Annotated in this window: 20 protein-coding genes and 1 pseudogene; 7 read left to right on the top strand and 14 right to left on the bottom strand. The window is 57.7% G+C overall.

Annotated features, from left to right (window positions below; genetic code table 11):
• Nucleotides 1-33 precede the first annotated feature (33 nt).
• The gene (locus QQJ96_RS21445) at nt 34-2,091 is read right to left on the bottom strand and encodes a M3 family metallopeptidase (protein WP_284334077.1); all 2,058 of its coding nucleotides are present in this window, start codon (nt 2,089-2,091) and stop codon (nt 34-36) included.
• Between the two features lie 57 nt (nt 2,092-2,148).
• On the opposite strand from QQJ96_RS21445, the gene QQJ96_RS21440 reads away from it, so the two are divergent.
• On the top strand, nt 2,149-3,960 hold the full coding sequence (locus tag QQJ96_RS21440) for a patatin-like phospholipase family protein (protein ID WP_284334076.1): 1,812 nt from the start codon (nt 2,149-2,151) through the stop codon (nt 3,958-3,960).
• Nucleotides 3,961-3,970: 10 nt separating this feature from the next.
• The gene (locus tag QQJ96_RS21435; protein ID WP_284334075.1) at nt 3,971-4,507 is read left to right on the top strand and encodes a gamma carbonic anhydrase family protein; all 537 of its coding nucleotides are present in this window, start codon (nt 3,971-3,973) and stop codon (nt 4,505-4,507) included.
• Between the two features lie 34 nt (nt 4,508-4,541).
• Here the strand turns inward: QQJ96_RS21435 and QQJ96_RS21430 are convergent, their stop codons facing one another.
• The 3 genes from QQJ96_RS21430 to QQJ96_RS21420 all read right to left on the bottom strand — a co-directional run bounded on the left by QQJ96_RS21430 (nt 4,542) and on the right by QQJ96_RS21420 (nt 7,393).
• The gene (locus QQJ96_RS21430) at nt 4,542-5,057 is read right to left on the bottom strand and encodes a hypothetical protein (protein WP_284334074.1); all 516 of its coding nucleotides are present in this window, start codon (nt 5,055-5,057) and stop codon (nt 4,542-4,544) included.
• A 173-nt stretch (nt 5,058-5,230) separates the two neighbouring features.
• Nucleotides 5,231-5,515 carry a hypothetical protein gene (locus QQJ96_RS21425; RefSeq protein ID WP_284334073.1) on the bottom strand — a complete coding sequence of 95 codons (285 nt, stop codon included), beginning with the start codon at nt 5,513-5,515 and terminating at the stop codon, nt 5,231-5,233.
• A gap of 105 nt (nt 5,516-5,620) precedes the next feature.
• The gene (locus tag QQJ96_RS21420) at nt 5,621-7,393 is read right to left on the bottom strand and encodes a peptide-N4-asparagine amidase (RefSeq protein ID WP_284334072.1); all 1,773 of its coding nucleotides are present in this window, start codon (nt 7,391-7,393) and stop codon (nt 5,621-5,623) included.
• 330 nt (nt 7,394-7,723) lie between these two features.
• On the opposite strand from QQJ96_RS21420, the gene QQJ96_RS21415 reads away from it, so the two are divergent.
• Nucleotides 7,724-9,469 (top strand): recombinase family protein, encoded by a 1,746-nt coding sequence (locus tag QQJ96_RS21415; protein WP_284334071.1) that lies wholly within the window; start codon nt 7,724-7,726, stop codon nt 9,467-9,469.
• A gap of 28 nt (nt 9,470-9,497) precedes the next feature.
• Here the strand turns inward: QQJ96_RS21415 and QQJ96_RS21410 are convergent, their stop codons facing one another.
• From QQJ96_RS21410 to QQJ96_RS21400, 3 genes are read right to left on the bottom strand one after another with little or no spacing between them, the layout of a single operon-like run.
• Nucleotides 9,498-10,376, bottom strand: a complete 879-nt coding sequence (locus tag QQJ96_RS21410) for a hypothetical protein (protein WP_284334070.1) — start codon at nt 10,374-10,376, stop codon at nt 9,498-9,500.
• Nucleotides 10,373-10,999 carry a hypothetical protein gene (locus QQJ96_RS21405; RefSeq protein ID WP_284334069.1) on the bottom strand — a complete coding sequence of 209 codons (627 nt, stop codon included), beginning with the start codon at nt 10,997-10,999 and terminating at the stop codon, nt 10,373-10,375. Before QQJ96_RS21405 ends, QQJ96_RS21410 begins: the two co-directional genes overlap by 4 nt.
• Nucleotides 10,951-11,748 carry a TIGR04255 family protein gene (locus QQJ96_RS21400; protein ID WP_284334068.1) on the bottom strand — a complete coding sequence of 266 codons (798 nt, stop codon included), beginning with the start codon at nt 11,746-11,748 and terminating at the stop codon, nt 10,951-10,953. The genes QQJ96_RS21405 and QQJ96_RS21400 overlap by 49 nt, the downstream gene beginning before the upstream one ends.
• A gap of 151 nt (nt 11,749-11,899) precedes the next feature.
• On the opposite strand from QQJ96_RS21400, the gene QQJ96_RS21395 reads away from it, so the two are divergent.
• Together QQJ96_RS21395 and QQJ96_RS21390 are read left to right on the top strand one after the other, a co-directional pair.
• A complete protein-coding gene (locus QQJ96_RS21395) occupies nt 11,900-12,466 on the top strand; it encodes a recombinase family protein (protein ID WP_284334066.1) in 567 nt (188 codons plus the stop codon).
• 120 nt (nt 12,467-12,586) lie between these two features.
• Nucleotides 12,587-13,555: a toll/interleukin-1 receptor domain-containing protein gene (locus QQJ96_RS21390; protein WP_284334065.1), complete on the top strand. Its 969-nt coding sequence runs from the start codon at nt 12,587-12,589 to the stop codon at nt 13,553-13,555.
• A gap of 159 nt (nt 13,556-13,714) precedes the next feature.
• Here the strand turns inward: QQJ96_RS21390 and QQJ96_RS21385 are convergent, their stop codons facing one another.
• The gene (locus QQJ96_RS21385) at nt 13,715-14,248 is read right to left on the bottom strand and encodes a hypothetical protein (RefSeq protein WP_284334064.1); all 534 of its coding nucleotides are present in this window, start codon (nt 14,246-14,248) and stop codon (nt 13,715-13,717) included.
• 39 nt (nt 14,249-14,287) lie between these two features.
• On the bottom strand, nt 14,288-14,530 hold the full coding sequence (locus QQJ96_RS21380) for a hypothetical protein (RefSeq protein ID WP_284334063.1): 243 nt from the start codon (nt 14,528-14,530) through the stop codon (nt 14,288-14,290).
• Between the two features lie 175 nt (nt 14,531-14,705).
• Between QQJ96_RS21380 and QQJ96_RS21375 the strand changes: the two genes are divergently transcribed.
• Nucleotides 14,706-15,020, top strand: a complete 315-nt coding sequence (locus QQJ96_RS21375; protein WP_284334062.1) for a helix-turn-helix domain-containing protein — start codon at nt 14,706-14,708, stop codon at nt 15,018-15,020.
• A 375-nt stretch (nt 15,021-15,395) separates the two neighbouring features.
• Here the strand turns inward: QQJ96_RS21375 and QQJ96_RS21370 are convergent, their stop codons facing one another.
• The 4 genes and pseudogenes from QQJ96_RS21370 to QQJ96_RS21355 all read right to left on the bottom strand — a co-directional run bounded on the left by QQJ96_RS21370 (nt 15,396) and on the right by QQJ96_RS21355 (nt 19,778).
• Nucleotides 15,396-15,905 (bottom strand): hypothetical protein, encoded by a 510-nt coding sequence (locus tag QQJ96_RS21370; protein WP_284334061.1) that lies wholly within the window; start codon nt 15,903-15,905, stop codon nt 15,396-15,398.
• A 395-nt stretch (nt 15,906-16,300) separates the two neighbouring features.
• Nucleotides 16,301-16,390, bottom strand: a pseudogene (locus tag QQJ96_RS21365) (YkgJ family cysteine cluster protein); the annotation flags it as partial.
• A gap of 8 nt (nt 16,391-16,398) precedes the next feature.
• Complete coding sequence (gene aroE / locus QQJ96_RS21360) at nt 16,399-17,235, bottom strand: shikimate dehydrogenase (protein ID WP_284334060.1); 837 nt, start codon at nt 17,233-17,235, stop codon at nt 16,399-16,401.
• A gap of 83 nt (nt 17,236-17,318) precedes the next feature.
• Nucleotides 17,319-19,778 carry a TonB-dependent receptor plug domain-containing protein gene (locus QQJ96_RS21355; protein ID WP_284334059.1) on the bottom strand — a complete coding sequence of 820 codons (2,460 nt, stop codon included), beginning with the start codon at nt 19,776-19,778 and terminating at the stop codon, nt 17,319-17,321.
• Nucleotides 19,779-20,133: 355 nt separating this feature from the next.
• Here QQJ96_RS21355 and QQJ96_RS21350 point away from each other — a divergent pair, with 355 nt between their 5' ends.
• Nucleotides 20,134-20,391 (top strand): hypothetical protein, encoded by a 258-nt coding sequence (locus tag QQJ96_RS21350; RefSeq protein ID WP_284334058.1) that lies wholly within the window; start codon nt 20,134-20,136, stop codon nt 20,389-20,391.
• Nucleotides 20,392-20,553: 162 nt separating this feature from the next.
• Here the strand turns inward: QQJ96_RS21350 and QQJ96_RS21345 are convergent, their stop codons facing one another.
• Nucleotides 20,554-22,038: a RimK family protein gene (locus QQJ96_RS21345; RefSeq protein WP_284334057.1), complete on the bottom strand. Its 1,485-nt coding sequence runs from the start codon at nt 22,036-22,038 to the stop codon at nt 20,554-20,556.
• Between the last annotated feature and the right edge of the window lie 359 nt (nt 22,039-22,397).

The following is a 22,397-nucleotide window of genomic DNA, read 5'->3' as shown; positions in this document are numbered from 1 at the left end:
CCTCCCCCGCCAGGGTGAGGAGCGGCGAATCAATCACACCAGGCCGTGGCTGCGCAGCAAGGCTTCCGGTTCCGGCTTGCGGCCCCGGAACGCGATGAAGCTCTCCAGGGCGGGCCGGCTAGCGCCCACCGCCAGGATCTCGCGGCGAAAGCGCTCGCCGGTAGCCGGGTCGATCACGCTATGCCCATCGCGCGCGTGCTCCTCGAAGGCGCCAAAGGCATCCGCGCTCAACAGCTCGGCCCATAGGTAGCTGTAGTAACCGGCCGCGTAGCCGCCCGCGAAAATATGGGTGAAGGCATGCGCAAAGCGCTGCCAGGCCGGCGGATGCAGCACGGCCACTTCGTGGCGCGTCTGCGCCAGCACTTCGAGCGTGCGTGCGCCGTTGACCGGGTCGTACTGCAAATGCAGCTGGAAATCGAACAGGGCAAATTCGAGCTGGCGCACCAGGAACATGGCGGCGTGGAAATGCCGTGCCGCCAGCATGCGCTCGAACAGCTCATCCGGCAGGCGTTCGCCGGTTTCCCAATGCCTGGCGAACAGATCCAGCGCTTCGCGGTTCCAGCCGAAGTTCTCCATGAACTGGCTGGGCAGCTCCACCGCATCCCACTCCACGCCCTCGATGCCGCCGACGGAGGGCAGCGGCACTTCGGTCAGAAGAAGATGGAAGCCATGACCGAATTCATGAAACAGCGTGAGCACGTCGTCGTGGGTGAGCAGCGCGGGACGGCTTTCGGTCGGTGGCGCGAAATTGCAGGTGAGGTAGGCCACCGGCAACTCCAGCTGCGCGCCGTCGTCGAAGCGTGCGCGGCATACGTCCATCCAGGCGCCACCACGCTTGCCGGTACGCGCATAGAGATCGACATAGGCGCCGGCAAAGATATGCCCATCGGCATCGACGACATCGTAATAGCGCACATCGGGGTGCCACACGTCGATGCCATCGCGCGGCTTCAGGCTTACGCCGTACAGCCTTTGCACCAGGCCGAACAAGCCATCGAGCACGGCCGGCAAGGGGAAGTACGGCTTGAGCTGTTCTTCGTCCAGCGCGTACTGCTGCTGGCGCAGTTTTTCAGCGGCATAGGCGACATCCCAGGATTCGAGGTTGTCGAGCTTCAGTTCGGTGGCGGCGAAATCGCGCAGCGCGGCCAATTCCTTTTGCGCCACCGGCTTGGCGCGCGAGGCGAGATCGCGCAGGAAGTCCAGCACTTCGGCCGGCGTGCCGGCCATCTTGGTAGCCAGTGATTCTTCCGCGGCATTGGCGAAGCCCAGCAGCTGGGCGGCTTCGTGGCGCAGCGCCATGATCTTTTCGATGCGCGCGGTGTTGTCGTACTTGCCGGCATGCGGTCCCTGGTCGGAGGCGCGCGTCTGGTATGCCCAGTACACCCGTTCGCGCAACTCGCGCTTGTCGGCATAGGTCATCACCGCTTGCACGCTGGGCTGCTTGAGCGTCACCAGGTAGCCTTCCAGGCCTTTTTCCTTGGCGTACTGGCGCAGTACGGCGCGGCCCGATTCGGGGATGCCGGCCAGGTCGCGTTCGTCGGTGATGTGCTCCTGCCACGCATCCGTCGCATCCAGCACGGCGTTGGAGAATTCGGTGGAAAGCTTGGACAGCTCCACGCCGATGTCGCGGAAACGCGAGCGCGCGGGTTCTTCCAGCGCCACGCCGGAAAGCTTGAAATCGCGCAGGGCATGTTCGACCAGCGCGCGCTGCGCGCGCGATAGCCTGGTGAAATCCGGCGCATCGGCCACCGCCTGCACAGCGGCATACAGATCGCGGTTCTGCCCGACTTCGATGGAGTAGTCGGTAAGCAGTTCTTCGGCCGGTCCATAGGCCTTGCGCAGCGCTTCGCTATCGGCCACCGAATGCAGATGGGAAACCGGTGACCAGGCGTGCGAGATGCGCTGCTCCAAGCGCTCCTGCGGCAACATCACCGATTTGAAATCGTTGGGCGCGCCAGGGGTGGTCAGCGCGGCGATGCCGGCGCGGCTTTCGGCCAGCAGGGCTTCGACGGCCGGCAGCACGTGCTCGGGCTGGATACGGGAAAACGCGGGCAGCGTAGGGTCGGCCAGCAGGGGATTGTCTTGGCTCATGGTTTCGCTCCTTACAGGCTTCGAAGGGTGCGTGCGTTGCGGATCGAAATCAAGCCGATGGAACGCATACTGTGTCATCGCGCCCGTCGTACCATCGCGCGCATGCTACCTGCCGACGTCCATGCCCTGATCGGTCGCGTCCCGCTGTTCGCGCATCTGACCGAAGCGCAGCGGTCGACGCTTGCCACCCACCTGCAGTGGATGTGCCTCCCAGGCGGCCAATACCTGTACCGGGAGGGCGAGGTGGCCGAGGCGCTGTACCTGCTGCGCAGCGGCAGCCTGGGCGTGTTCGACGGCCCGACCGGATTGATCCGGCAGATTGCGGCCGACGACTGCCTGGGCGAGGTCAGCCTGCTGAGCGGCGAAGCTTTGCGTTACAACGTGCGCGCACTGCGCGATTGTGAACTGCTGCGGCTCGACCGCCACCATTTCGAGCTGCTGATCGAACATCATCCACGCGCCATGATCGGCATGGCGCGGCAGGCCATGGATCGGATGATCCGGCGTGAACGCCACGTGGACCCGCCGGACAAGCCGCGCACCTTTGCGATCCTGCCGGTGGACCAGGCCGTGCCTGTGCGTGGCCTGGCGATGCAACTGGCGCAGGCCCTGGAAAAGTTCGGCAGCTGCCTGGTGATCGATGCCGAACTCGGGGCGAACCGCGGCAGCGACTGGTTCGCCGAGCGCGAAGCGCAGGCGCGCTTCGTGATCTATCTGGACAGCACCGGGGATGCTTCCTGGCGCCTGCGCTGCCTGCGCCAGGCCGACGTGCTGTTGCTGCCCGCATTGGCGGCGCAGCCGGCGAAACTGTGGCCGGAAGCAGCGCCGGGGCATCCGGCACGCGTGCGGCATCGTCCGCGCCATCTGTTGCTGGTCCACCCCGGGCGGCGTGTGCAGCAGGGCGCGGCGCGGCGCTGGCGCGCTCAGTTCAGTGGCGAGCTGCAGCATCACCACATCTGCGGCGAAAGCGACATTCCGCGCATCGCGCGCCTGATCAGCGGCCACGCACGCGGGCTGGTGCTGGCGGGCGGCGGTGCGCGCGGTCTTGCTCATCTGGGTGCGTTGCGCGCGTTGCGCGAGGCCGGCCACGACTTCGATGCCATCGGCGGTACCAGCATCGGCGCCATCATCGGCGCGGGGGTCGCTAATATGTGGAGCATCGAGGAGATGATGCGCGTGTATTACGAGGCCTTCGTGCGCGGCAAGCCGCTGTCGGACTGGACCGTGCCGCTGGTAGCGCTCACGCGCGGACGCCGCGCGGCGATCATGCTGCGGCGCGCGTTCGGAGCGATCGACATCGAGGATCTGGAGCGGCCTTTCTTCTGCGTCTCCACCAGTCTCTCCGGCCAGGGCAAGGTGGTGCATCGCCATGGCCCGCTATGGTTGTGGCTACGCGCCAGCAGTTCGATCCCCGGCATCCTGCCGCCGGTGCTGCACCACGGGCAGGTGTACGTGGACGGCGCCCTGGTCGACAACCTGCCGACCGACGTGATGGCCGAGGACGGCATCGCCCACATCACCGCGGTAAGCATTCGCGCGGACATCGAGCTGCGCGCGCAAACCGAGGAATTCGCCACCCCGCCCTGGTGGCGCCTGTGGATTCGGCAACGGCGCGGGGCCGGCTGGCCGCGCCTGGTCTCCACGTTGACCCGTGCCGCCATGGTCAACAGCGAGGAGACCAGCGAGCGTTGCCGCGAGCAGGCGGACTTGCTGATCACACCGCCGCTGGAACACGTCGGCATGCTCGATTGGCGTGACTGGCAGCTCGCGGTGGACGCCGGTTACGAGGAAACCATGCGGGTGCTTGAGGTACAGCAGCACAAACCGCCTGGCGTGGATGATGCGGCACGTCTGTCACTTGAAGGCTAAAATCCCTGGAATGAATTGCCTACGTCCCTTCAAGGGCATCCTGCCCACCCTCGGCGCCCGCGCCTATGTCGACCCGGCTTCCACCGTCATCGGTGACGTTGTGCTGGGTGACGACGTTTCCATCTGGCCCGGCGCAGTCTTGCGCGGCGACGTGAACTATATCCGCGTCGGCGCGCGCAGCAACATCCAGGACGGCAGCATTGTGCACGTGACGCACGATGGCCCGTATTCGCCCGGCGGCTTTGCCACGATCATCGGCGAAGGCGTCACCGTCGGCCATGCCGCCGTCATCCACGCCTGCATCATCGAGGACTACTGCCTGATCGGCATGCACGCCATCGTGCTGGATGGCGCGGTCATCAAGAAGCACGGCTTCGTCGGCGCCGGCAGCGTGGTGCCGCCGGGCAAGGTGGTCGGCGAGGGTGAGCTGTGGCTGGGGAATCCGGCCAAATGCGTGCGCCTGCTCACCGACAAGCAGATCGAGCAATTGCACTATTCGGCCGACCACTATGTACGGCTGAAGGATGCGTATCTGGCCAACAGCTGACGTGTGGCCGGCGATGCTGGGATTACATCCCAGCCTACTGTCCTTGCTGGGCCTGGATGCGCGCTGCTTCCGCTTCGTGCCTGCGCCGCTCGATCACCCGCTGCGCATCGAGCACGCTGCCAAGCAGGGCTAGCTTGTAGTTGTGCACGTCGTACTGCCGCAGCAAACTGAGTTCGCGCTGCGCCTCATCCAGGTCGCCATTGTTGATGGTGTTCTCCACCACGTCGCAGGCCGGCTTGAAGGCGTCGCGTAGCCGACTCTGCGCGATGGCATTGTTCGGATCGAGCTGCAGCACGCTGAAATAGAATTCGTAGACGTTGCTGCCGATCGGCGCCACCAGGCGTTTTTCCTTGTATGCCTGGTCGGCCAGGCCCAGCATCACGCCCACTTCGCTGCCGTCATTGGCGGTGTGCTCTACGGCAGAGGGTTTGTCGCTGACTGACGTGCGCGCATACCAAACCCCCCCGCCGATCAACAGCAGCAACACTCCGGCGAGCGCGCCAAACAACAGACCGCGCCGGTTGGCGTCGATGGAAACGGTAGAAGACATGCCGACCCGCGCTTTGAATCTAAAGTAAAACGGCCGCCTAGCAGAAATGGCGGCGCCCTGTTGCGACCAGGGTAGCGCGGCAACGTGTCAGCTAAATGACTCGGGCTGTCGAATATGACAGCCCGGCTACAAAGTGCAGACTGGGATGGCCATCCCAGCCTACGCGTCGGTGATTAGTGGAAATCGCCGCCGATGATGTGCCCTTGCGGATCCAGGTTGGGGAAGAAGCGCGAGTTGTCGTAACGGATTTCCATCGTGCTGATGGTACCCGGCAGCATCAGCTGCACGCCCGGATACTCCTTCTTGAACTCTTGCTGCGTCGGATGCGTGCCGATGAAGCTCTCGAACGAAGCCATGTCGTTGACGCCGCGCTTACCGTCCGGCCGCGTGCCGCGGTGGCAGCCGGCGAGGGCCACGGCCACGCCAAGAACGGAAAGGGCAAGCAGACGGATACGCATCGGTAAGGGCTCCAGCGAGCACTCTGGCTCAGGTGAGATGCCGGCAAACCTAGCATGCCGGCGCCCCCTCCGGCCATGGGAGGAGGCGCCGCGTTTACCTACGCCTTACCAGGGCAACAGGCTGTCGCCCAGATAGGGCGAACCATCCGGATGCGCAAACCACAAGACCCGGTTCTGTTCGCCGGCGCAATCCTGGCCCGTGCTGTAGGCCGTTACCAGATTGTTGGCCGAGCTCACGCTGCCGCTGTAGCAACCACCCAGCGAGTCGTGGAACGCAAAGTTTTGCGTGGCCTGCTGGCCGCTATGGCTGACGATGTGGAAGCCGCTGTCCAGCACCAAGGTGTCGGAACCGGCCACATTGTTGTGCACGTCGGCCCAATACAGCGGGAAGCCGCCAAGACTCATACCGGTGTGCTGGTCGTAACCCTGCTTGATCGAGGTGAGGATCGAATAATCCCCGTTCGACTCGGTGGCCTGGTTGACGTCCACATGCAGCGGATAGCGGAAGCGCGCTTCGAATTCGCCGCTCAGGAAATTGCCGATCCTGCTGCGGCTCACCCCTTCGACGCTGGTCAGCTGGTCGGTGATTTGGTGAAAGTCGGTGGCAGTGATGCCGAAAGTTTGCGTGTCGGCAAAGCCTACGGTCTGGTCCACCGTGGTGGTGACCCGGCCATGGGAGGTATCGACGTAGCCTTCGATCACGAAGTGACGGCTGAGATCGGTGGTAACCGCCCCGGTGACGTTACCGGACGAATCCTGCTGCAGCGTGCTGCCGATGGTCGGCGTGGGCGATTGGCCCGCGAGCGTATTGCGCAACAAGGCGCCGCTTACTTGCTTCGCGCCGTGATCCTGGTAGACCAACAGGCTGGCCGTGGCCGAGAAGTAGCTATTCGCACCTTGCACGCTAACCGCCACCGTATGCGGCGAACCATTGCTCAGCATGCCGGCGAACGGCGTCAGGTCCACGCGATAAGGCATGAAGTTCAGCGCTTGTACGCCGGGTGTGGGCTTCCAGATGAACAAGTCGATGCCACCGGTATAGATCCATGGATACACCGGCGCCACGCCGGCCGGCTGGCCGTCGATGCTGATCTCCGCTTCGCGGAAATTGCCGCCGCCGCACTCCTGCGTTTCCGCCGCGTACTGATCCGGCACGCAGGTGTACCAGAATTCATCGTTGCTCTGGCTTTGCGTGAAGACGTCCAGATAGGCCCGTTCCACGTTGGCCGGCAACGTCAGCGTTGCGGCCATCTGGCTGCTGGAATTGTTCAAGGTCACGGTATTGCCGACCGGATCGCTGCCCAGCGGATAGACCGCATCCGGCACCCGTGGCGCGGGCGCGACGACCGAAGCGGGATAGAACAACAAGCGAGCGCTGCCGTGGATCACGCCGGTGTAGGTACTGTCGACCAGGTTGTAGAGCACCGCCTGGCCTTGGCCCGAGTTGCGGAACAAAGCGCTGTAATCGGTCAGGTCGCGCTCGACGTGCCAGTTCGGCGCCAAGTTGGACCTTGGCTCCTGCGTGGTACCGAAATAGAGGTTCACGCCGCCCAGCCAGATCGAGGCCGTGCGGTCGAACTGCACGCCGGCCGTCACCGAGAAATCCGCCTCCAGCACCACTTTCGCCCAATGCGTACCGCAGCCGGTAGGTGGCGCGTAGCCGTAGGGACGCGTGCCGAAATCATTGAACGTGTCATCGCTGAAAAGCTGCACCACGCACGGCTGACCCGGCGGACGCGGTACGGTGGGATCGGCGACGGTGACATTGGCCGAACCAATGGGACTACTATCCGGCGCCGCTTGCGCAACGCCACCCAACAGCAAGGAAACCCCGGCTACCGCCAGACAGCGGCTGAAACACCCTCTCGGCAACAACATGGTGCAGCTCTCCCCACAGTGATGCCCCCTGTCCGCCCAAGCTAGCATGGGCGCCCATTTAAAAAGGCCAAATGACAGGAAGCACCGTGTGCGTTGCAACACACCTCATGCGGCGCGTGTCGCAGCTTCCAAATCGGCGAGCCACTGCATGGCATGCTGCCGATCTTTGCCACACATGACAGGTTCCGCTTGCAGACGGGCGCACACCGCGGGGCGACGTGGATCACCAAAGATCATGCAACGATTGTCGGCAGTAAGTTGCACGCATCGCACACCGGCGGGTTTGATGGAAGGTACTATATAACCCATCGATAGAGTGGAATCTTCCGGATGCCGAAGGGATATGTTTACGTCCGCTATTCAACGGTTGAACAAGGCCAAGGTGACAGCGTAGAGCGGCAATTGCGTCTCGCCAGACAGTTCGCGGAATCTCGCACCGATCTCCATATTGAAATTGACGAAGACGTGACGTTCATCGATCGCGGCGTTTCATCCTTTACCGGTGACAATCTCGCCGCCGACAAAGCACTTGGACAATTTTTGGCTGCGGTTGATCGTGGAGAGATTTTGTCGGGATCATTCTTGCTGGTGGAATCCTTGGACAGACTTTCAAGGCAGGAAATCGCTCCCGCGCAGCGAGTATTTTTGAATATTCTCAATCGCGGCATCACCGTTGCCACCACTTCTCCAGTTGAAGTCCGTGTCTATGACAGCAAAGCTGGGTTGATCGACTTGATCGTCATGCTCACGCATATGGAGCGGGCTCATGCCGAGTCGGCACTAAAGTCGAAACGGGTTAAGGCTGCATGGGACAGGAAGCGCGACAAGGCACGCGATAAAGCCATCATTACAAGAGTATGCCCGCAGTGGCTTACGGTAAGCCCAGACGGCACTCACTTTATCGTCAATGAGGAACGTGCAGAAGTCGTGCGGAAGATATTTGCTTGCGCTGAATCGATGGGTTATCAGTCAATAGCACGATATCTTAATGAAACAGGTGTCCGTCCGTTCTCCCCAAGATCGAAAGGTTGGCAGTCTTCGCGTATCGTAAAAATACTGCTGAGCCCTGCCGTCATCGGAACGTTCCAACCCGGCTCAATTACGCACGTTCAGACAGATGATGGCCTCCGGAGGAGAGTGGCCCACGAAGGGGTTCCTATAGAAAACTACTATCCAGCAATAATTGATGTTGATCTTTTCAACCGTGTCCAAGTTCAAAAAGCTTCCAGAGCAAAGCATGCTTCCGGAAGGAAAGGCAAAGCCATCCGAAACTTGTTTAGCCATGTGGCAACTTGCGGAAGCTGTGGCAACAACATGGTCTTGGTACAAAAAGGCCCAGCGCATGGAGCGGAAAAATATCTCGTTTGTTCCATTGCAAGGAGAGGCGCTGGATGTGCCTATTACAGTTGGCCATATGATCCGCTCGAAGAAGCATTCCTCAATTACTGCCAAAACATTGATCTTTCCGAAATTACATATGAAGGATCACCGAACAACAAATTGGTTCAACTTCGCAAGAAGGTTCTTGCGTTAAGAGGAAGCAAGGTTACTGAAGCCGGCGTCATCGAGCGACTGATGGCCGATGTGGGAAAAAATGGTGGCGTGATGCCCAAAGCTGTTCAGACCTACTTGCTCAAGGCTGAAGATAAACTGGAAAATCTTACGGAAGAACTGAAAAGCACAGAGCTAGAGCTTGCTCAGGAAGAAGAACGCTTGCGCGAAAGAAAGAGCTTCAAGGACATGTTCGGTAATGTGATGTCTCAGCTTGAATCCGCCTCCACCCCTGAAAAGTTGCGCTTGCGCGCTGGCCTTCAAAGAATCATTCGATCAGCCGTCACCAAGATGGAACTCTTTAGGTCGCCACCCGAGCATCAAGCGGAATGGAGGAACACGTTTGGCAAGGATATCCCAACTATCAACCGTGTATGTGTTGTAGCCTTTCAAGTCGGTATTGAAAAGCTACTGTTTTTTAGCCACCGAAAGTTGGTCTACGTTTTGGACAAGGATGACGATTTTCCCTTCGCGCTCAACGGGCAAAATGTGACCTTGACAGTCGATATCAAGGGTGATTCCTGATTGGAAAGTTCGTCATTACATACAAAGATTATTCGGCGGCGTCGTTCACGCTAAGATAATCGTAGTTCCATCGAATAGTTCGCTTAGCCTGATACAAAGAAAAGTCTCTTTCCGTCGTTGGCACACAAGATTTTACAGTGATACTACCAACACTGTCGTCCCAGACACTGTGGTCGAACAGTGCTTTTATCTTGTCAGCGAGCTTCGTTGCCTCACTAATTTGCTGCTCTGCCGACTGCCCCTTCTTGCTATACGCGACCACAGCCAATCCTAAGCTGTAGGGCTGCTCGGGCTTCAGTTCAACGCTTTCGTTTCCTGCAAGGGTGAGATAAATCCCCTCTATCGGATTACCTAGTTCGGTAATCACTGAAAGCAGTGCGTTGGAAAGCTTTCTGTCTTTCTTTACTTTGTCGACGTGCTTGTTATCGATCTTATCAGGAGGAATAGTGCGGGCAGACTTCAGGCGCTGCTCGAAGCTATCCGGAAGAGCAGATCGCGAATAGCGTGATGCTAACCAGCGACCAAACGTACGAAGGTTCTGGTCACTTAAAATGAGCTTTGGCGCGTGATCTAAAAGATCTTCTTTTTTTATTACGATTTTCTTGGTCTGATCCATGCTGATGGCATGGTTCTCACCGTCGATCTCTTGCTCTATGTGCAAGATACGGGCATGTTGTCCTGATACATGCTTTCCAGACATTTTCCCTGTTTGTAGCTTAGTGCACTCGATAAGCTCAACGAACTGGGCACCCTCCGCGGTTGTCTGCAAATCACAATCATGTGTTGCGACAAAGAGTAATGCACCATCTTCGCTCGAATTCACCCACCCTTTAGCAAGCGCGTGACTGGGCTCGACAAGCGAACCCTGCCTCCAAGGATGAAGTTTTCGAGATGCTTCCGTGCTCACATGTGATTATCCAGAGGATCCTCCGGAAGCAGGTCATCCAACGAACCCAACGACATCTTGCGTTGCTCGCTTTCGAGCGCGACCTTCACCACCAAGTCGACAACACTTTGCGGATTGGCGCCTTCATTGATCATTTGCCAGAAAGTCTCATCGGATGGCCCAACTGGATAATCAAGATAGATCGGCACCAAGTAGCCAAGACGATCATTCAAACTTTTTGCGGCGGCCACAAGCTGACCGATTTTTTGCTTGTTTTCTTTAAGCGGAACCTTCTTTCCACTTTGCCACGAATGCAAAGCCTGCCTTGAAACACCAAACGCAGCGGCCAATTGTTCCGTGGTCGCATGAAGCGAAGACCGCAGTGTCGCTATATGTAAACCCCAAGATGGTTCACTCCCTATTGAGGGTTGAACAACTTGAGGTGCCAGAGATGCCGTAGCGTTAGCGTTGGGCAAGGCAGGTGCGAATACCGCGTTTGCAGTTCGCCAATCGTCTAAGCCATATGACGAACCCCACCGCACATTAGTCATTGCGGAATGCGGTAGAGCCAGAAACATTACTGCTGCCGCAGTATTCAAGCCCACTGTTTTAGGGCTTCGGGAGTCACCAAGTGTTTGAAACATTGCGAGAGATCTCCTTTCACACTTGTAAGATATCGACCAACAGCGTCCATGTTTAAGGGCTCGCGTTTTTCATGCCCTGCGTCACTATCTAGAACCGCGTGGGCACTTTTTATTCCCTTGTGACGTGGAAGCAACTCCATGCCAAGAGGGATAAAGTCTGGAGGGAAACCAATCTCTCCGGGCCTTCGTACACATCTAAGAACCACTTTATTCCCTGCGGCAGTAATGAAAATATGCTCTGCCGATTGTTCCTCAAGCTGCCAGTCTCGTTCCTTAGCCCAAGAATCCAGCCCAAGTAAAGATGGGGGCAAATAGTCAGCAAGGGTCTTACCGGATTCTTGATCAGGGACGATAGCGTCCAGCATCCGCATGCTCACCGATTCGGTGTAATCCAAAGATACCTCAGCATGCAGTTCGGACAGAGCCGCCAAAAAGCGTTCTTTGAAGGTCGAGTATTCCGGATAGTTTGTTGTCTGGATCCAGAAGCGGTCATTTTGGATCACAACCGCCCAGTCTCTTGCAAGGTTGAGACAAGTTAGCTGCCTAGGCGTAGGAAGCTCGATGTTTTGGGCGTTCAACACTACCGAAAACAAGTTGGGCGGCATCTCTCGCTGGTCCGGGTAGCCTAGCTTCCGGAGCCTCTCTTTGATCGCCGTACGCCTAGCATCATCGTTCAGAGCGGCTATTGGGTTATGCCGGACTTGTGCCGCAGCGAAATATACCGGCGCACGCGTCAGTGGTTGCCCCATGAAAATTCTCCTCGCTCTGGGTGGAGCAGTTTACACTTCGGATTACATAGGGCAAGTGAAGACGATCAAAAGGTATACGTTCCGGAATCCCTGAAAAGGCTTATCAAATCTCATGTCATAATGATATTATCAAATCATCTTAGGAGATTTGATGATGTCCGTCACTACAGTTGGGTACGCCCGTGTCAGTTCCACCGGCCAAAGCTTGGATGTCCAGCTCGATAAGCTGAACGCATATGGCTGTACTAAGGTCTTTGCCGAAAAGCGTTCTGGCCGGCAAGCAGACAGCCGTCCAGAGCTTCAGGCATGCCTTACCTTCCTTCGGGAGGGGGATACGCTAGTCATCACCAAGCTGGACCGTATGGCGCGTTCTGTGCTCGATCTGGCCAAGATTGCTGACCAGCTTCGCCAGAAGGGTGTGACCCTCAAGGTTTTGGATCAGGCCATCGATACAAGCACGTCCGAAGGGAAGCTGATGTTCAGCTTGCTAGCCAGCTTCGCGGAGTTCGAAAACGATATCCGGGCAGAGCGGCAAATGGATGGGATCGCAAAGGCCCGGATGAAGGGCGTGCAATTTGGCCGGAAGCAAGCCCTTACGGCTGAGCAGATCGGGCGGATTAAGACACTGCGCGAAGAAGAGAGCTTTTCGGTTCCGCAGATTGCCGAACGCTTCAATGTTGGCGTGGCTACCGTGTACCGTGCTTTGAAGCTGCCTTAGCATTGTATCGTTTGGTGACAGGCGCATCGATGAAGCCAAGACGTAATATTTGTTGGCGGACAACTTCAGGTGGTCTGTTTCAACAAAACTCTATGCATTGATCACAATCACAGGGGACGTATGAAACTCTTCATCAGTTGGAGTGGTGAAAGAAGCAAGGCTTTAGCGCTTGCGCTAAAGGATTGGTTTCCACTCGTCTTACATTACGCTGATCCTTGGCTTTCTGAGGCGGACATTGAAGCTGGGCAAAGATGGGCTGATGCGGTCGCCAAAGAGTTGGAGACTTGTAACTTTGGAATTCTCTGCGTCACACGGGAGAATTTAAATTCTCCGTGGGTACTTTTTGAAGCAGGTGCGCTGGCGAAATCTTTAGAGGGTAGCCGCGTCATACCTCTCCTTTTGGATCTGGACTTCCGTGAAATAAGTGGTCCGCTTGCGCAGTTTCAAGCAAAGAAATGCGAAAAGAATGGTTTGCTTGAAACCATACAATCCATCAATCAAAGCGCGGCAAATCCGGCTGATGTTCGCTATAAGCAGCTTTTCGATGCCCTGTGGCCGGACCTAGAAAAAAAGATATCCGATATACCCAAGCCAACTGATCCCGTCACTCGGACTAGATCGCAATCTGAGGTGCTGGAAGAATTAGTAGGTACCGTCAGGACAATGGAGTCACGCTTGAGAGAGACTCCGGACGAACCAAGGCAGCTTCGAAGACGCAAGCGGATGCATCCCATGATGCTCCGTGAGTTTTCTCATATGTTCTCTGAAAAACGAGGTGATCCAGTCGCAATTTTGATGGCTGCGAGCATCTTTCGGGACGATATTCCGTGGCTGTACGAGCTTGGAGTTGATGCTTACCGGCAGGCTTCTGGCGGCAATCGCAACGCTGCTACTAAGGCCGTTCGCAAATTTCTGCATGCGATTGAAGTTGTTCGACACACCCCGTTTATCGATGAATTGGAATTCGACGATAAGATGTTTCGACCAACGCTGTTCCGAGACATTGAATTCCTGCTACATGAAGAATTCGACAACGACGACCGTAAAGCTGAGAAAGCTATAGAGCCCAATCCAGATAACCGAACTTAAGACCAGTTGGGTATCACGATGATGCACACGCCCAGTCAAACAAAGCCTTGTTCTGACTGGGTGTGAAGTAAAAAAAGGGGTCTTAAGAATCGCCAAACTTGTTTTCCGTCAACACGTTTTCCTACAGGCCGTGGGAAGAGACGTTTCTTCCGCTCGCCATCAGCTTCCTTTCTTCATGACGGTGCAATCCATTTCTCCGCTTGAAGCAAACTCTTGCATGCTGACGTTATATCCATCGTACTCGACCAAGCCGTATGCCGGCATCGGCCCATTTTGCATATTACTGTGAGCTTGGCTGACAAGCGCCGTTGCCTCATCTGCCGACACCCCTAATGCTGCTTTTACAGTGGCGACGCACATTGGCCCGAATTTTTCTTCATTGTGCGTGGACAGCATATACATCTGACCATCGATCGCAGAGACAGTTGCGCCAAGAAGGCTGGCATTTTTTCCGCCTTTTACGGTATGCAGGTCAGTTATCCGATAAGCGTCTTGGATATCGCTGTTCCAACGTTGAACGAACACTTCTGCACTTGATGCCCATCCAGAGGCTGCCGGATGGACATCCGATTCGCCAGAGGAGGTTTCCTGAGTGCTGGGCGTATCGGTGGTAACACCGGTTACTCGAAGGACGGCACCAAGGCACATCAATCCTACAATCGTGCCAAGCATAATTTTGAACGGCTTACGCATTTCGGAATCCCCTGTTCGTATTCGTATACCAACTTCGACTCAATCGGAATCAAGCGGCTTGCGGCCAAAAAACTTTGAATTTCGGTTTATCAGTTCGATCAGCACATGCATTGCAATGAACGCGAGAGTGATGACCAGTGCGATGTACAACCCCAGACTGATCCAACCGAACGTTCCTTCGATGTACCAGCCAATAAGTGCCAGCAAGATCAGCACGACGCCCGGACCGCTCAGCCTGTAAAGAGCCCACAGCGTCATCAGTCGACCAAAAAGCGAGCTCATTTCCTCGTCCCCTGCTGCGTGATATATGCTCGCCGGCATTCGGCCATCCGCTGCATTGCCGGGATGGATAGCCGCTTTTTACTCAATATTGTTAGTGGCTTAGCGGTTATGTGTTGTTCCGCCAGAGGATATGCCGCCAGAGGTAGAAAAAGCAACTAATACCTAGTGTTTGGGGATGGCAGCCAAACAACCACGAAAGACAAATACCCAAGCATCGAAGACGAGGTCTGGACCACCTTCTGCACTGCTATCTGCCGTTGGTAAACGGATACGTGAGGTACGGCAGGCCAAAGGGTTCAGCCAAGACAAACTCGCCTACAGCATTCCTCTGGATAGGGCGCACATTGGCATGATTGAAAATGGTAAGCGCGCTGCCACCATTCCAACGCTTGTCAAAATTGCACTGGCCTTGCAATGTGAGGTTGGCGAGTTCTTTCCGCCCACACGCGAACTTGCCCTATTGGCAAATGTAGAAGGCACTGGTGCGTGATTCATACATCGTGCCACGTATATACCGCAGATGCCTTCTTCAAATTTTAATAAAGGCAGGGAAATTTTAATAAGCACTGGGATGCGTGAGGCACCCCTGACAAGTTTGACAGTTGTAGAATTATCTGTGCTGGAAGAGATGCGAGATTCCGTCCTATCCGTAGCTTTCCAAATTTTACAGTGAGCAAATTTATAGGATACCTATTTGATAGCATTAGGTAGGGTGTTCAATGATGCTCATCAGTACTTCAGAAAAATTTACAGTTGTATATGTTTTTAATTATTTTTCTTGGAAATAAAAATCAAGGCGGGGCTCAACCGCCTTCTTGCCGTTGTATGTTTGTACTCTCAACACGAAGTGGGTCTTGCCCTTAAATCATGCGTCCAATTTCGGTACGTATTTCCAAAGAATTGCTTCGGTATCGATGGCGCAAGTCTTAAGCACATAGTTCGTCTCTATGCGGCACAGCTCTTGGTCACTGATATCTTTGAACCACTGTTTATTGCTTGGATCATAGACAAGTGGGTCTCCACTTAAGCGGCTGGATGCCATCCAACTCCTTCTCACTACTTCCTTGTAGTTCAAAGGGTCACCGGGAAATTTCACCAGAATATGGATGTGCGTTCTGTTGGGTTCGTGTTTGGCCAAAACATACCCTTCAATTACTGGCACAACGAACAGACGTTTTTTTGATTTTTCTCCAAACAACTTACACTTCAGGTCGTGGATGAAAGCTCCGAAGGCTTTCTCTCCATAGCTGAAACTAACTCCGTCTTCGGAACGGAATGTTAGTGTGATAAAGGCGTTGGCCTGCCCGCGAAGCAGCCAGTCCCTCATAGCTTTTTGCAAAGTTGTCTGTCTCTGTTCGTACTCTTGTGTATCCATGGTTTCGCTTCGGAGCGTTGCAATTCGATGCTCCTACACGTATTTGTAGAGTACCCGGACATTTCGCTAATTCAGATGACACAAAAGAAGCGCGGCAACCCTCGGCTGGATGAGGTCAGGAACAATGACGTAACGGCGGCCAACCTTGAACGAGCTAGGTTGACCGACGAGCACGCGGAAACGATCGTGAAAGCAGTGATCGAACTGCAAAACGTTACCGGCGGCGGAATGAGCTATGGCCGATACGCAAAATTGCTAAACGGCCAAGGCTATCGGACAAGGCGAGGGAAATTTCTCACGGGCAGGCAAATTTCCAGAATCATGAAGCGCTACACGTCCGGCAAAGCGAAGCCAAGGAATCCCGTTCGCAGACCGAATCTTCGGGGTTAAATATTGCCGTACAGCTTGCCGTTCGGCATGCCGGGAATCGGTGAAGTGATTGACGGCGCGATGCAGCATGCGCCGCAGCCCGCACGGCATTGCATGCTCACGTTCACGAAGCCTGCACGCGCAGCGATTGATAGACCGGCTCCGTATCGGGGCGCTTGCCATGCCACAATTCGAACGCGTCGGCTGCCTGTTCCACCAACATGCCCAGGCCGTCATAGGCATAACGGGCACCGGCTGCGCGCGCCCAGGCCACAAAGCCGAATGCGGATTTGCCGTAGCCCAGGTCATAGCAGGTGGCGCGCGATCCCAGCAGCGAAAACGGCAGGCTGAGCGACTGGCCCAGGGTGCCGGCCGAGGTGGCGTTGACGATCAGGTCGAAGCTGCCGATGTTGGCGAGATCTTCCCAGTAGCGCGTATGCACGCGCGACGGTTCGCCGATGGCATCGGCAATTGCGTCGGCCGCCTCGGGCGAGCGGTTGACGATGGTCAGCGATTGCACGCCCGCGTCGAACAGCGACCAGGCTGCCGCGCGGGCCGCTCCACCCGCGCCCAGCAGCAGCGCGTCATGACCGCGCAAGTCGAGGTCGTGACGGTCGGTAAGATCACGCACCAGGGCGGCGCCATCCGTGTTATGGGCGGATAGACGTCCATTTGCAAGATGCGTAATCACGTTGGCAGTGCCTGCGCGTGTGGCAGCTTGCGTGCACTCGTCGGCCAGCGCGAATGCGGCGGATTTGTGCGGCAAGGTAAAGTTTGCACCGCGGCTGTCTTCGTCGCGGAAAAAACGCCGCACCGCATCGGCGAACTCTCCCGGTGCCGCATCGATGGCACGGTACTGAAGCTCAATGCCGAACTGCCGTGCGAAGGCCTGATGGATTTGCGGCGACAGGCTGTGGGCGATCGGATGGCCGAAGACGGCGAAATTCAAGGGTCGGGACATGCGGGTGCTCCTGCGTGTCCTCCCATTGTATCCGACCCTCCCCTGCAAGCAGGGGAGGGTTCGGCATCAGGGCAAGCAAGTGCTTACCAGTGGTAAGTCACCTTTCCGTAGTAGTAACGGCCATCGAAACCAAACGGCGACAGCGCCGAATACTGCAAGCCGTTCGCACGATCTTCATAACCGCCGTTGTTGGACAGCGTCACCTTGGTCGGGTACTGGTTGGTGACGTTGTCGACGCCGGCAGCGAAGGTCCAGCTCTGCAGGTTGTAATTGACGGCCAGGTTCAACAGCCAGCGCGCCGAGAATTTCTGGCCCACCAGACCGATGGCCGGATCAGAGATGTCGGTGACCGAGCCGTAGCGGACCAGGTCCGCGTGCACGTCCCATCCATCCTTCAGCCAATCGCTGTATAGCGAGTACTTGGTGCGCGGCGTGCCCTTGGTCAGCAGGCCCTGGTTGTAGGGACCCAGCAGCGCGGGATTGCTGATCGACTCGATATGGACCTGGTTGTAGTTTGCGCTGACCCCGTTATTGAGACGCCCCCAGTTGCCGAGTTCCTGGTTGTAGTTCACCACCAGGTCCGCGCCGCGTGTGCGCGTGTCGCCGCCGTTGACGAAGAACTGCAGCTGCGAGATCTGCGGGAAGTTGGGGTTGGTGTTGGTGAGCGGATCGCTGTACAGGATCTGGTGCCAGATGCGGATCTGGTACACGTCCAGGGTGGCGTTGAGTCGATCCGACGGCGAGAACACCGCACCCAGCGAGAAGTTCGACGATTTCTCCGGCGTCAGCGGCTTGGCGCCATAGGCAATGGCCAACGGATTGTTTGGCCTTAGCGTGCCCACCTGCACCAGCTGCCCGTTCGACACCAGCGTAACGGTGGAACTGTAGTTGACCTGCGCCATCGACGGTGCGCGGAAGCCATTGGAAGCGGTGGCGCGCAGCGCAAAGTTGTCGGTGAGCTGGTAGCGCCCGGATAGCTTGCCGGAAACCACCGAGCCGACGTTGCCGGAGTACTTCTCGTAGCGAACGGCGGCACCGGCGGAAAGTTTGTCGGTGATGTCGTTTTCCAGATCGAGGTAGGCGGCGTAGTTATGCCGGCTGAAGTTACCGGCAAGATCCGGCGTAATGCCTGGCCACACCTGCGAGCCGCCCGGGTAGACGTTGCCGCTAGGGTCCAATGTGTTGGGATTGAAATACCAGGAGGACGGTTCGCCCGCGCCTACATCGTATTCGTCTTTTTTGTATTCCACGCCCCACGCCACCGTCAGCGGGTTCTTGAGGAAGCTTGGACCGAACTCGCGGGCCGCTTCCAGATCCAGCACGCCCAGCTTGGTGGCATAGCGGCCGGAGAAGAAGGAGGTCGGCGAGGAGCCGGTGGAATGATAAAGATTGGTGTTGAGCGAGTTGGTGATGTCGAAGATCAGGTCGTTTTCGCCATAGGTGCCGGACAAATCCCAGTTCCAGCCCCAGGCCTGGCCCTTCAGTCCAAGCGTGCCCTGGTAATCCCGCGTTGGGTTGACGATGTGCGGCAGGAAGCCGTTGGGATAAACCGCGGTGACGTTGCGGTCGGGGTTGTTCCACATGCGCCAGTAACCATTGGAGGTTACATCACGCTTGCCCATGATCAGATTGCCGTACAGCTCGACGGTGCCGCCAAGGTGGTAATCCATGTTGATTACGCCCTGAAGGATCTTCTCGGCAGGTTCGCCATAGCGCTGGTAGGGCGTCGGTGGCGGATAGGGATTGTTGATGAAGTCGCGCGGCGGATAGTTGAAGGTGGGGTCGGTGTTCTCGGCGCGATTGGTGTTCATCACGCTTTGGTAGTTCCAGGAGAAGCGCGCCCAACCGGGCGCCTTGCCCAACTGGCCGCCTAAAGGAATCGCTACCGAACCTTCCACGCCATTGTTTTCGCCATCGCCAACATCCATCACGCCGCCATAGATATCGACGCTGTTCTTGCCGGGTCCAGGCGCGCCTTTGAGGATGATGTTGATCACGCCGGCGATAGCATCCGAACCGTATTGCGCCGAGGCGCCGTCACGCAGCACTTCGACGTGGTCGATCGCGGAGATCGGAATCGAGTTCAGATCCACCGGTGCCGAGCCACGGCCAACGCTTTCGTTGTAATTGACCAGCGCGGAGGTGTGATAGCGCTTGCCGTTGACCAGCACCAGCACGTCATCGGGTGAAAGACCGCGCAAGGTAGCCGGACGCAACGCGTCGTTGCCGTCGTTGATCGCCGGCTTGGGGAAATCCAGGGAGGGCAAGAGCATATTGAGCGCGCTCGCCAAGTCTCCCGCACCGGTCGCGGTCAGATCCTTGGGGCTCAATACGTCGATGGGTGCCAATGATTCACTCACGGTACGGGTGGTGCTGCGCGTACCGGTAACAACGACCTGCTGCAGTTGCTTGGTGTTCTGGTTGTCTTGCGTGGTACTGCTGGTGTCCTGTGCATGGATCGATGATGCGCAAAGCAGTGCGGATACTACCGACAGCCACAGCGCATGCCGCCGAAACGACGGCTTATGCAAATCAAAAGGCATGAGCTACCCCTCCCCGCCATGTGAGATGAAATAAATGATTTTAAGAATGGAACTGCGTGTCTCCCCGACACGTCGCCACACCCTCCCCGGTGTGGCTGTTGGGAAAGTAGGCCGAAAGTCACATGGCGGTCAAGACAATGGCATTTGGATCGCGTGCTTTGCGATCCGGTGCACACCTGACGTTCAGTGATGCATGCGCCTCGTCAGCTTCAGGCCAGTGGCGACGCCCTCATTTCACACTGCATTGACGTGTGCGGCGCCGCGCATGCCCCATCGAACAGACCCCCGGTCCATCGCAACCTATGAGACGGGGACGGGGCAAGCTGCATCCATCGTGCAGCTTCGGAGTTCATCCATGCGTAGCAAGCCCGTCGATACCAGCCGTCATCCCCGTCTTCTTGCCACGGCCTTGCTGTGGCTGCTCAGCGGCAGCTTGTTGCTTGCCACGACCTTGGTGCCGGCGCATACCGCCTTGCTCGGATGGACGCCGTTTTTCTGGCTGTTCGTCGCGCCGCTCGCCGTGGCGCTCACCCTGGAGCCCCGCCTGCCGTCGCAGTTGTTGAGCTTGGGCCGGCAGCGTCGTCGCCAGCCATCGACATTGATCTGGAACTAACGCCAGACCGAATTCCGCTTGGCAGTGGAGCCATTGCGGCCGGAGGGCCGCATTTAAAGAGGATGATCGCCGGCTGGAAGGGAGTGGTCGCGGCCCGGCGGTCAGCGCGAAGGAACGCGCCAGCGATTCCGGTTCGCCCAGGGAAGGGTGGCCGGAATGGCCCTATGTAATGATGCCCATGCGCTTGCGCTCCATGCGCCGCAGCAGTTCCTGCATGATGCGGCGATAAAGATCTTCGCCCAGGTACTGATCCTCCACGCCGGCATCGATCGAAGGATTGTCGTTCACCTCGATCACCACCACCTTGTCGCCGACCTGCTTCAGGTCCACACCATACAGCCCGTCACCGACGGCGCTGGTAGCCTTGAGCGCGAGTTTCACCACTTCGGCCGGCGCATCGCGTACCGGTATGGTCTCGAAGCCACCGGATTTCGCGGTGCCTTTGGCGCCGTGGTTGTAGATCTGCCAGTGTCCGCGCGACATGTAGTACTTGCATGCATACAGCGGCTCGCGATTGAGTACGCCGATGCGCCAGTCGAAATCGGTATAGACGAATTCCTGCGCCAGCAACAGCGCGCTGTGCTGGAACAACTCGGCGGCGGCCTTTTCCAGATGCGCTTCGCTTTCCACCTTGACCACGCCGCGCGAGAACGAGCCATCGGGAATTTTCAGGACCAGCGGAACACCGAGCTTTTCGGCGACTTCTCGCAGACCCTTCACATCGTCGCGATACAGGATCTCGGTGCGTGGCACCGCGAGTTTGCGCGACACCATCAGGTCGTTGAGGAAGATCTTGTTCGTGCAGCGAAGGATCGAACTGGGGTCGTCGATCACCACCATGCCTTCGCGTTCGGCACGGTGTGCGAAGCTGTAGGTATGGTTGTCGCTGGCGGTAGTCTCGCGAATGAACAAGCCGTCGTATTCGGCCAGGCGCTGGTAGTCGTTCTTGCCGATCGGGTCGACTTCTATGCCCAGCTCCTTGCCGGCCGCAATGAACGACTTCAACGCCTTCCTATTCGATGGCGGCATGCCTTCGTTCGGATCGACCAGCATGGCCAGGTCGTAGCGGTACAAGCGCCTTGCGCGAGGCTTACGCCATAATTTCTTGGAGAAGCGGTCGAGTTCCGCCGCAAAGGCGTCTTCCTGCGCGTCGTCCAGCGTATGCAGGCCCACCGGCTTCACCGACGAGATCTGCCACACGCGCTCGCGCTCGAACTCGATGCGCAGCAGCGGGCAGGGGAACATTTCGAACACCTGCCGCGCCAGATCCTGCAGCGCGGGGTAGGCGGTTTCGCCGAAATAGACCAGGATGCCGAAGTCGGTGGTGTCACGCCCGCCGGCGGGCAGGAAGTGGGTGAGCTTGGCGTTGAGGTCGTCGATGGCGATGCCGTACAGCGAGCGGCGGCGCAAGTCGTTTACGGTGCGCACGGACGGCATCACGCGGTGCCCGCGCGCTTCGGCCAGCAGCGAGACGTAGTAGCCCGTGCCCAGGTACTTGTAGTTGCGGCACAGGTTGATTACGTGGGTGCGCTCCTCGTCGCCGCCCACCGGCTCGCGCAGGTAATCCATGGCGCTGACGACGTCGACGGACGGGTAGTAGGAGCCCCAGTCGGAAGCTTTCTCGACGACGATGACGAGTCGGGTCATGACACCTCAAGGAGAAGCAGGAGCAACGTCGTCGCGTTGGGGGAACGAGGCGGCGCAGCGCAAGGCGGCAGTGTCTTTCAGCTTGGCGAAGCACACAAGAGCGAGCGATGAAGCTGGCCTAAATGCGCCGTCGGCTCGCTCCTGCCAGGGGCCGGATGCGGAGGGGGAAAAACAGGATGATTTCCGGACCGTACTGCACTAGAGTGCCGCGCTTGCTTAAGGAGTCTCTAATCTCACTGCAGTACCCGTCACCGCACTGTATGCGCGTCTGGCGGAGCGTAGGCTGGGATGATAATCCCAGCTTCCATACGGCATCCCGGTGCTGGGATTGCCATCCCAGCCTACGCTCCGCCAGACGC

Source organism: Dyella flagellata (genome assembly GCF_030160275.1).
GTDB classification, from domain to species: Bacteria; Pseudomonadota; Gammaproteobacteria; order Xanthomonadales; family Rhodanobacteraceae; genus Dyella_B; species Dyella_B flagellata.
The sequence above is the reverse complement of the archived record's forward strand: the minus strand, read 5'-3'. Positions and strand labels throughout refer to the sequence as shown.

Coding starts and splice junctions, on each gene's coding strand:
- QQJ96_RS21445 (WP_284334077.1), bottom strand. CDS start 2,091: ATGAGCCAAGACAATCCCCTGCTGGCCGACCCTACGCTGCCCGCGTTT.
- QQJ96_RS21440 (WP_284334076.1), top strand. CDS start 2,149: ATGGAACGCATACTGTGTCATCGCGCCCGTCGTACCATCGCGCGCATG.
- QQJ96_RS21435 (WP_284334075.1), top strand. CDS start 3,971: ATGAATTGCCTACGTCCCTTCAAGGGCATCCTGCCCACCCTCGGCGCC.
- QQJ96_RS21430 (WP_284334074.1), bottom strand. CDS start 5,057: ATGTCTTCTACCGTTTCCATCGACGCCAACCGGCGCGGTCTGTTGTTT.
- QQJ96_RS21425 (WP_284334073.1), bottom strand. CDS start 5,515: ATGCGTATCCGTCTGCTTGCCCTTTCCGTTCTTGGCGTGGCCGTGGCC.
- QQJ96_RS21420 (WP_284334072.1), bottom strand. CDS start 7,393: ATGTTGTTGCCGAGAGGGTGTTTCAGCCGCTGTCTGGCGGTAGCCGGG.
- QQJ96_RS21415 (WP_284334071.1), top strand. CDS start 7,724: ATGCCGAAGGGATATGTTTACGTCCGCTATTCAACGGTTGAACAAGGC.
- QQJ96_RS21405 (WP_284334069.1), bottom strand. CDS start 10,999: ATGTTTCAAACACTTGGTGACTCCCGAAGCCCTAAAACAGTGGGCTTG.
- QQJ96_RS21400 (WP_284334068.1), bottom strand. CDS start 11,748: ATGGGGCAACCACTGACGCGTGCGCCGGTATATTTCGCTGCGGCACAA.
- QQJ96_RS21395 (WP_284334066.1), top strand. CDS start 11,900: ATGATGTCCGTCACTACAGTTGGGTACGCCCGTGTCAGTTCCACCGGC.
- QQJ96_RS21390 (WP_284334065.1), top strand. CDS start 12,587: ATGAAACTCTTCATCAGTTGGAGTGGTGAAAGAAGCAAGGCTTTAGCG.
- QQJ96_RS21385 (WP_284334064.1), bottom strand. CDS start 14,248: ATGCGTAAGCCGTTCAAAATTATGCTTGGCACGATTGTAGGATTGATG.
- QQJ96_RS21380 (WP_284334063.1), bottom strand. CDS start 14,530: ATGAGCTCGCTTTTTGGTCGACTGATGACGCTGTGGGCTCTTTACAGG.
- QQJ96_RS21375 (WP_284334062.1), top strand. CDS start 14,706: ATGGCAGCCAAACAACCACGAAAGACAAATACCCAAGCATCGAAGACG.
- QQJ96_RS21370 (WP_284334061.1), bottom strand. CDS start 15,905: ATGGATACACAAGAGTACGAACAGAGACAGACAACTTTGCAAAAAGCT.
- aroE (WP_284334060.1), bottom strand. CDS start 17,235: ATGTCCCGACCCTTGAATTTCGCCGTCTTCGGCCATCCGATCGCCCAC.
- QQJ96_RS21355 (WP_284334059.1), bottom strand. CDS start 19,778: ATGCCTTTTGATTTGCATAAGCCGTCGTTTCGGCGGCATGCGCTGTGG.
- QQJ96_RS21350 (WP_284334058.1), top strand. CDS start 20,134: ATGCGTAGCAAGCCCGTCGATACCAGCCGTCATCCCCGTCTTCTTGCC.
- QQJ96_RS21345 (WP_284334057.1), bottom strand. CDS start 22,038: ATGACCCGACTCGTCATCGTCGTCGAGAAAGCTTCCGACTGGGGCTCC.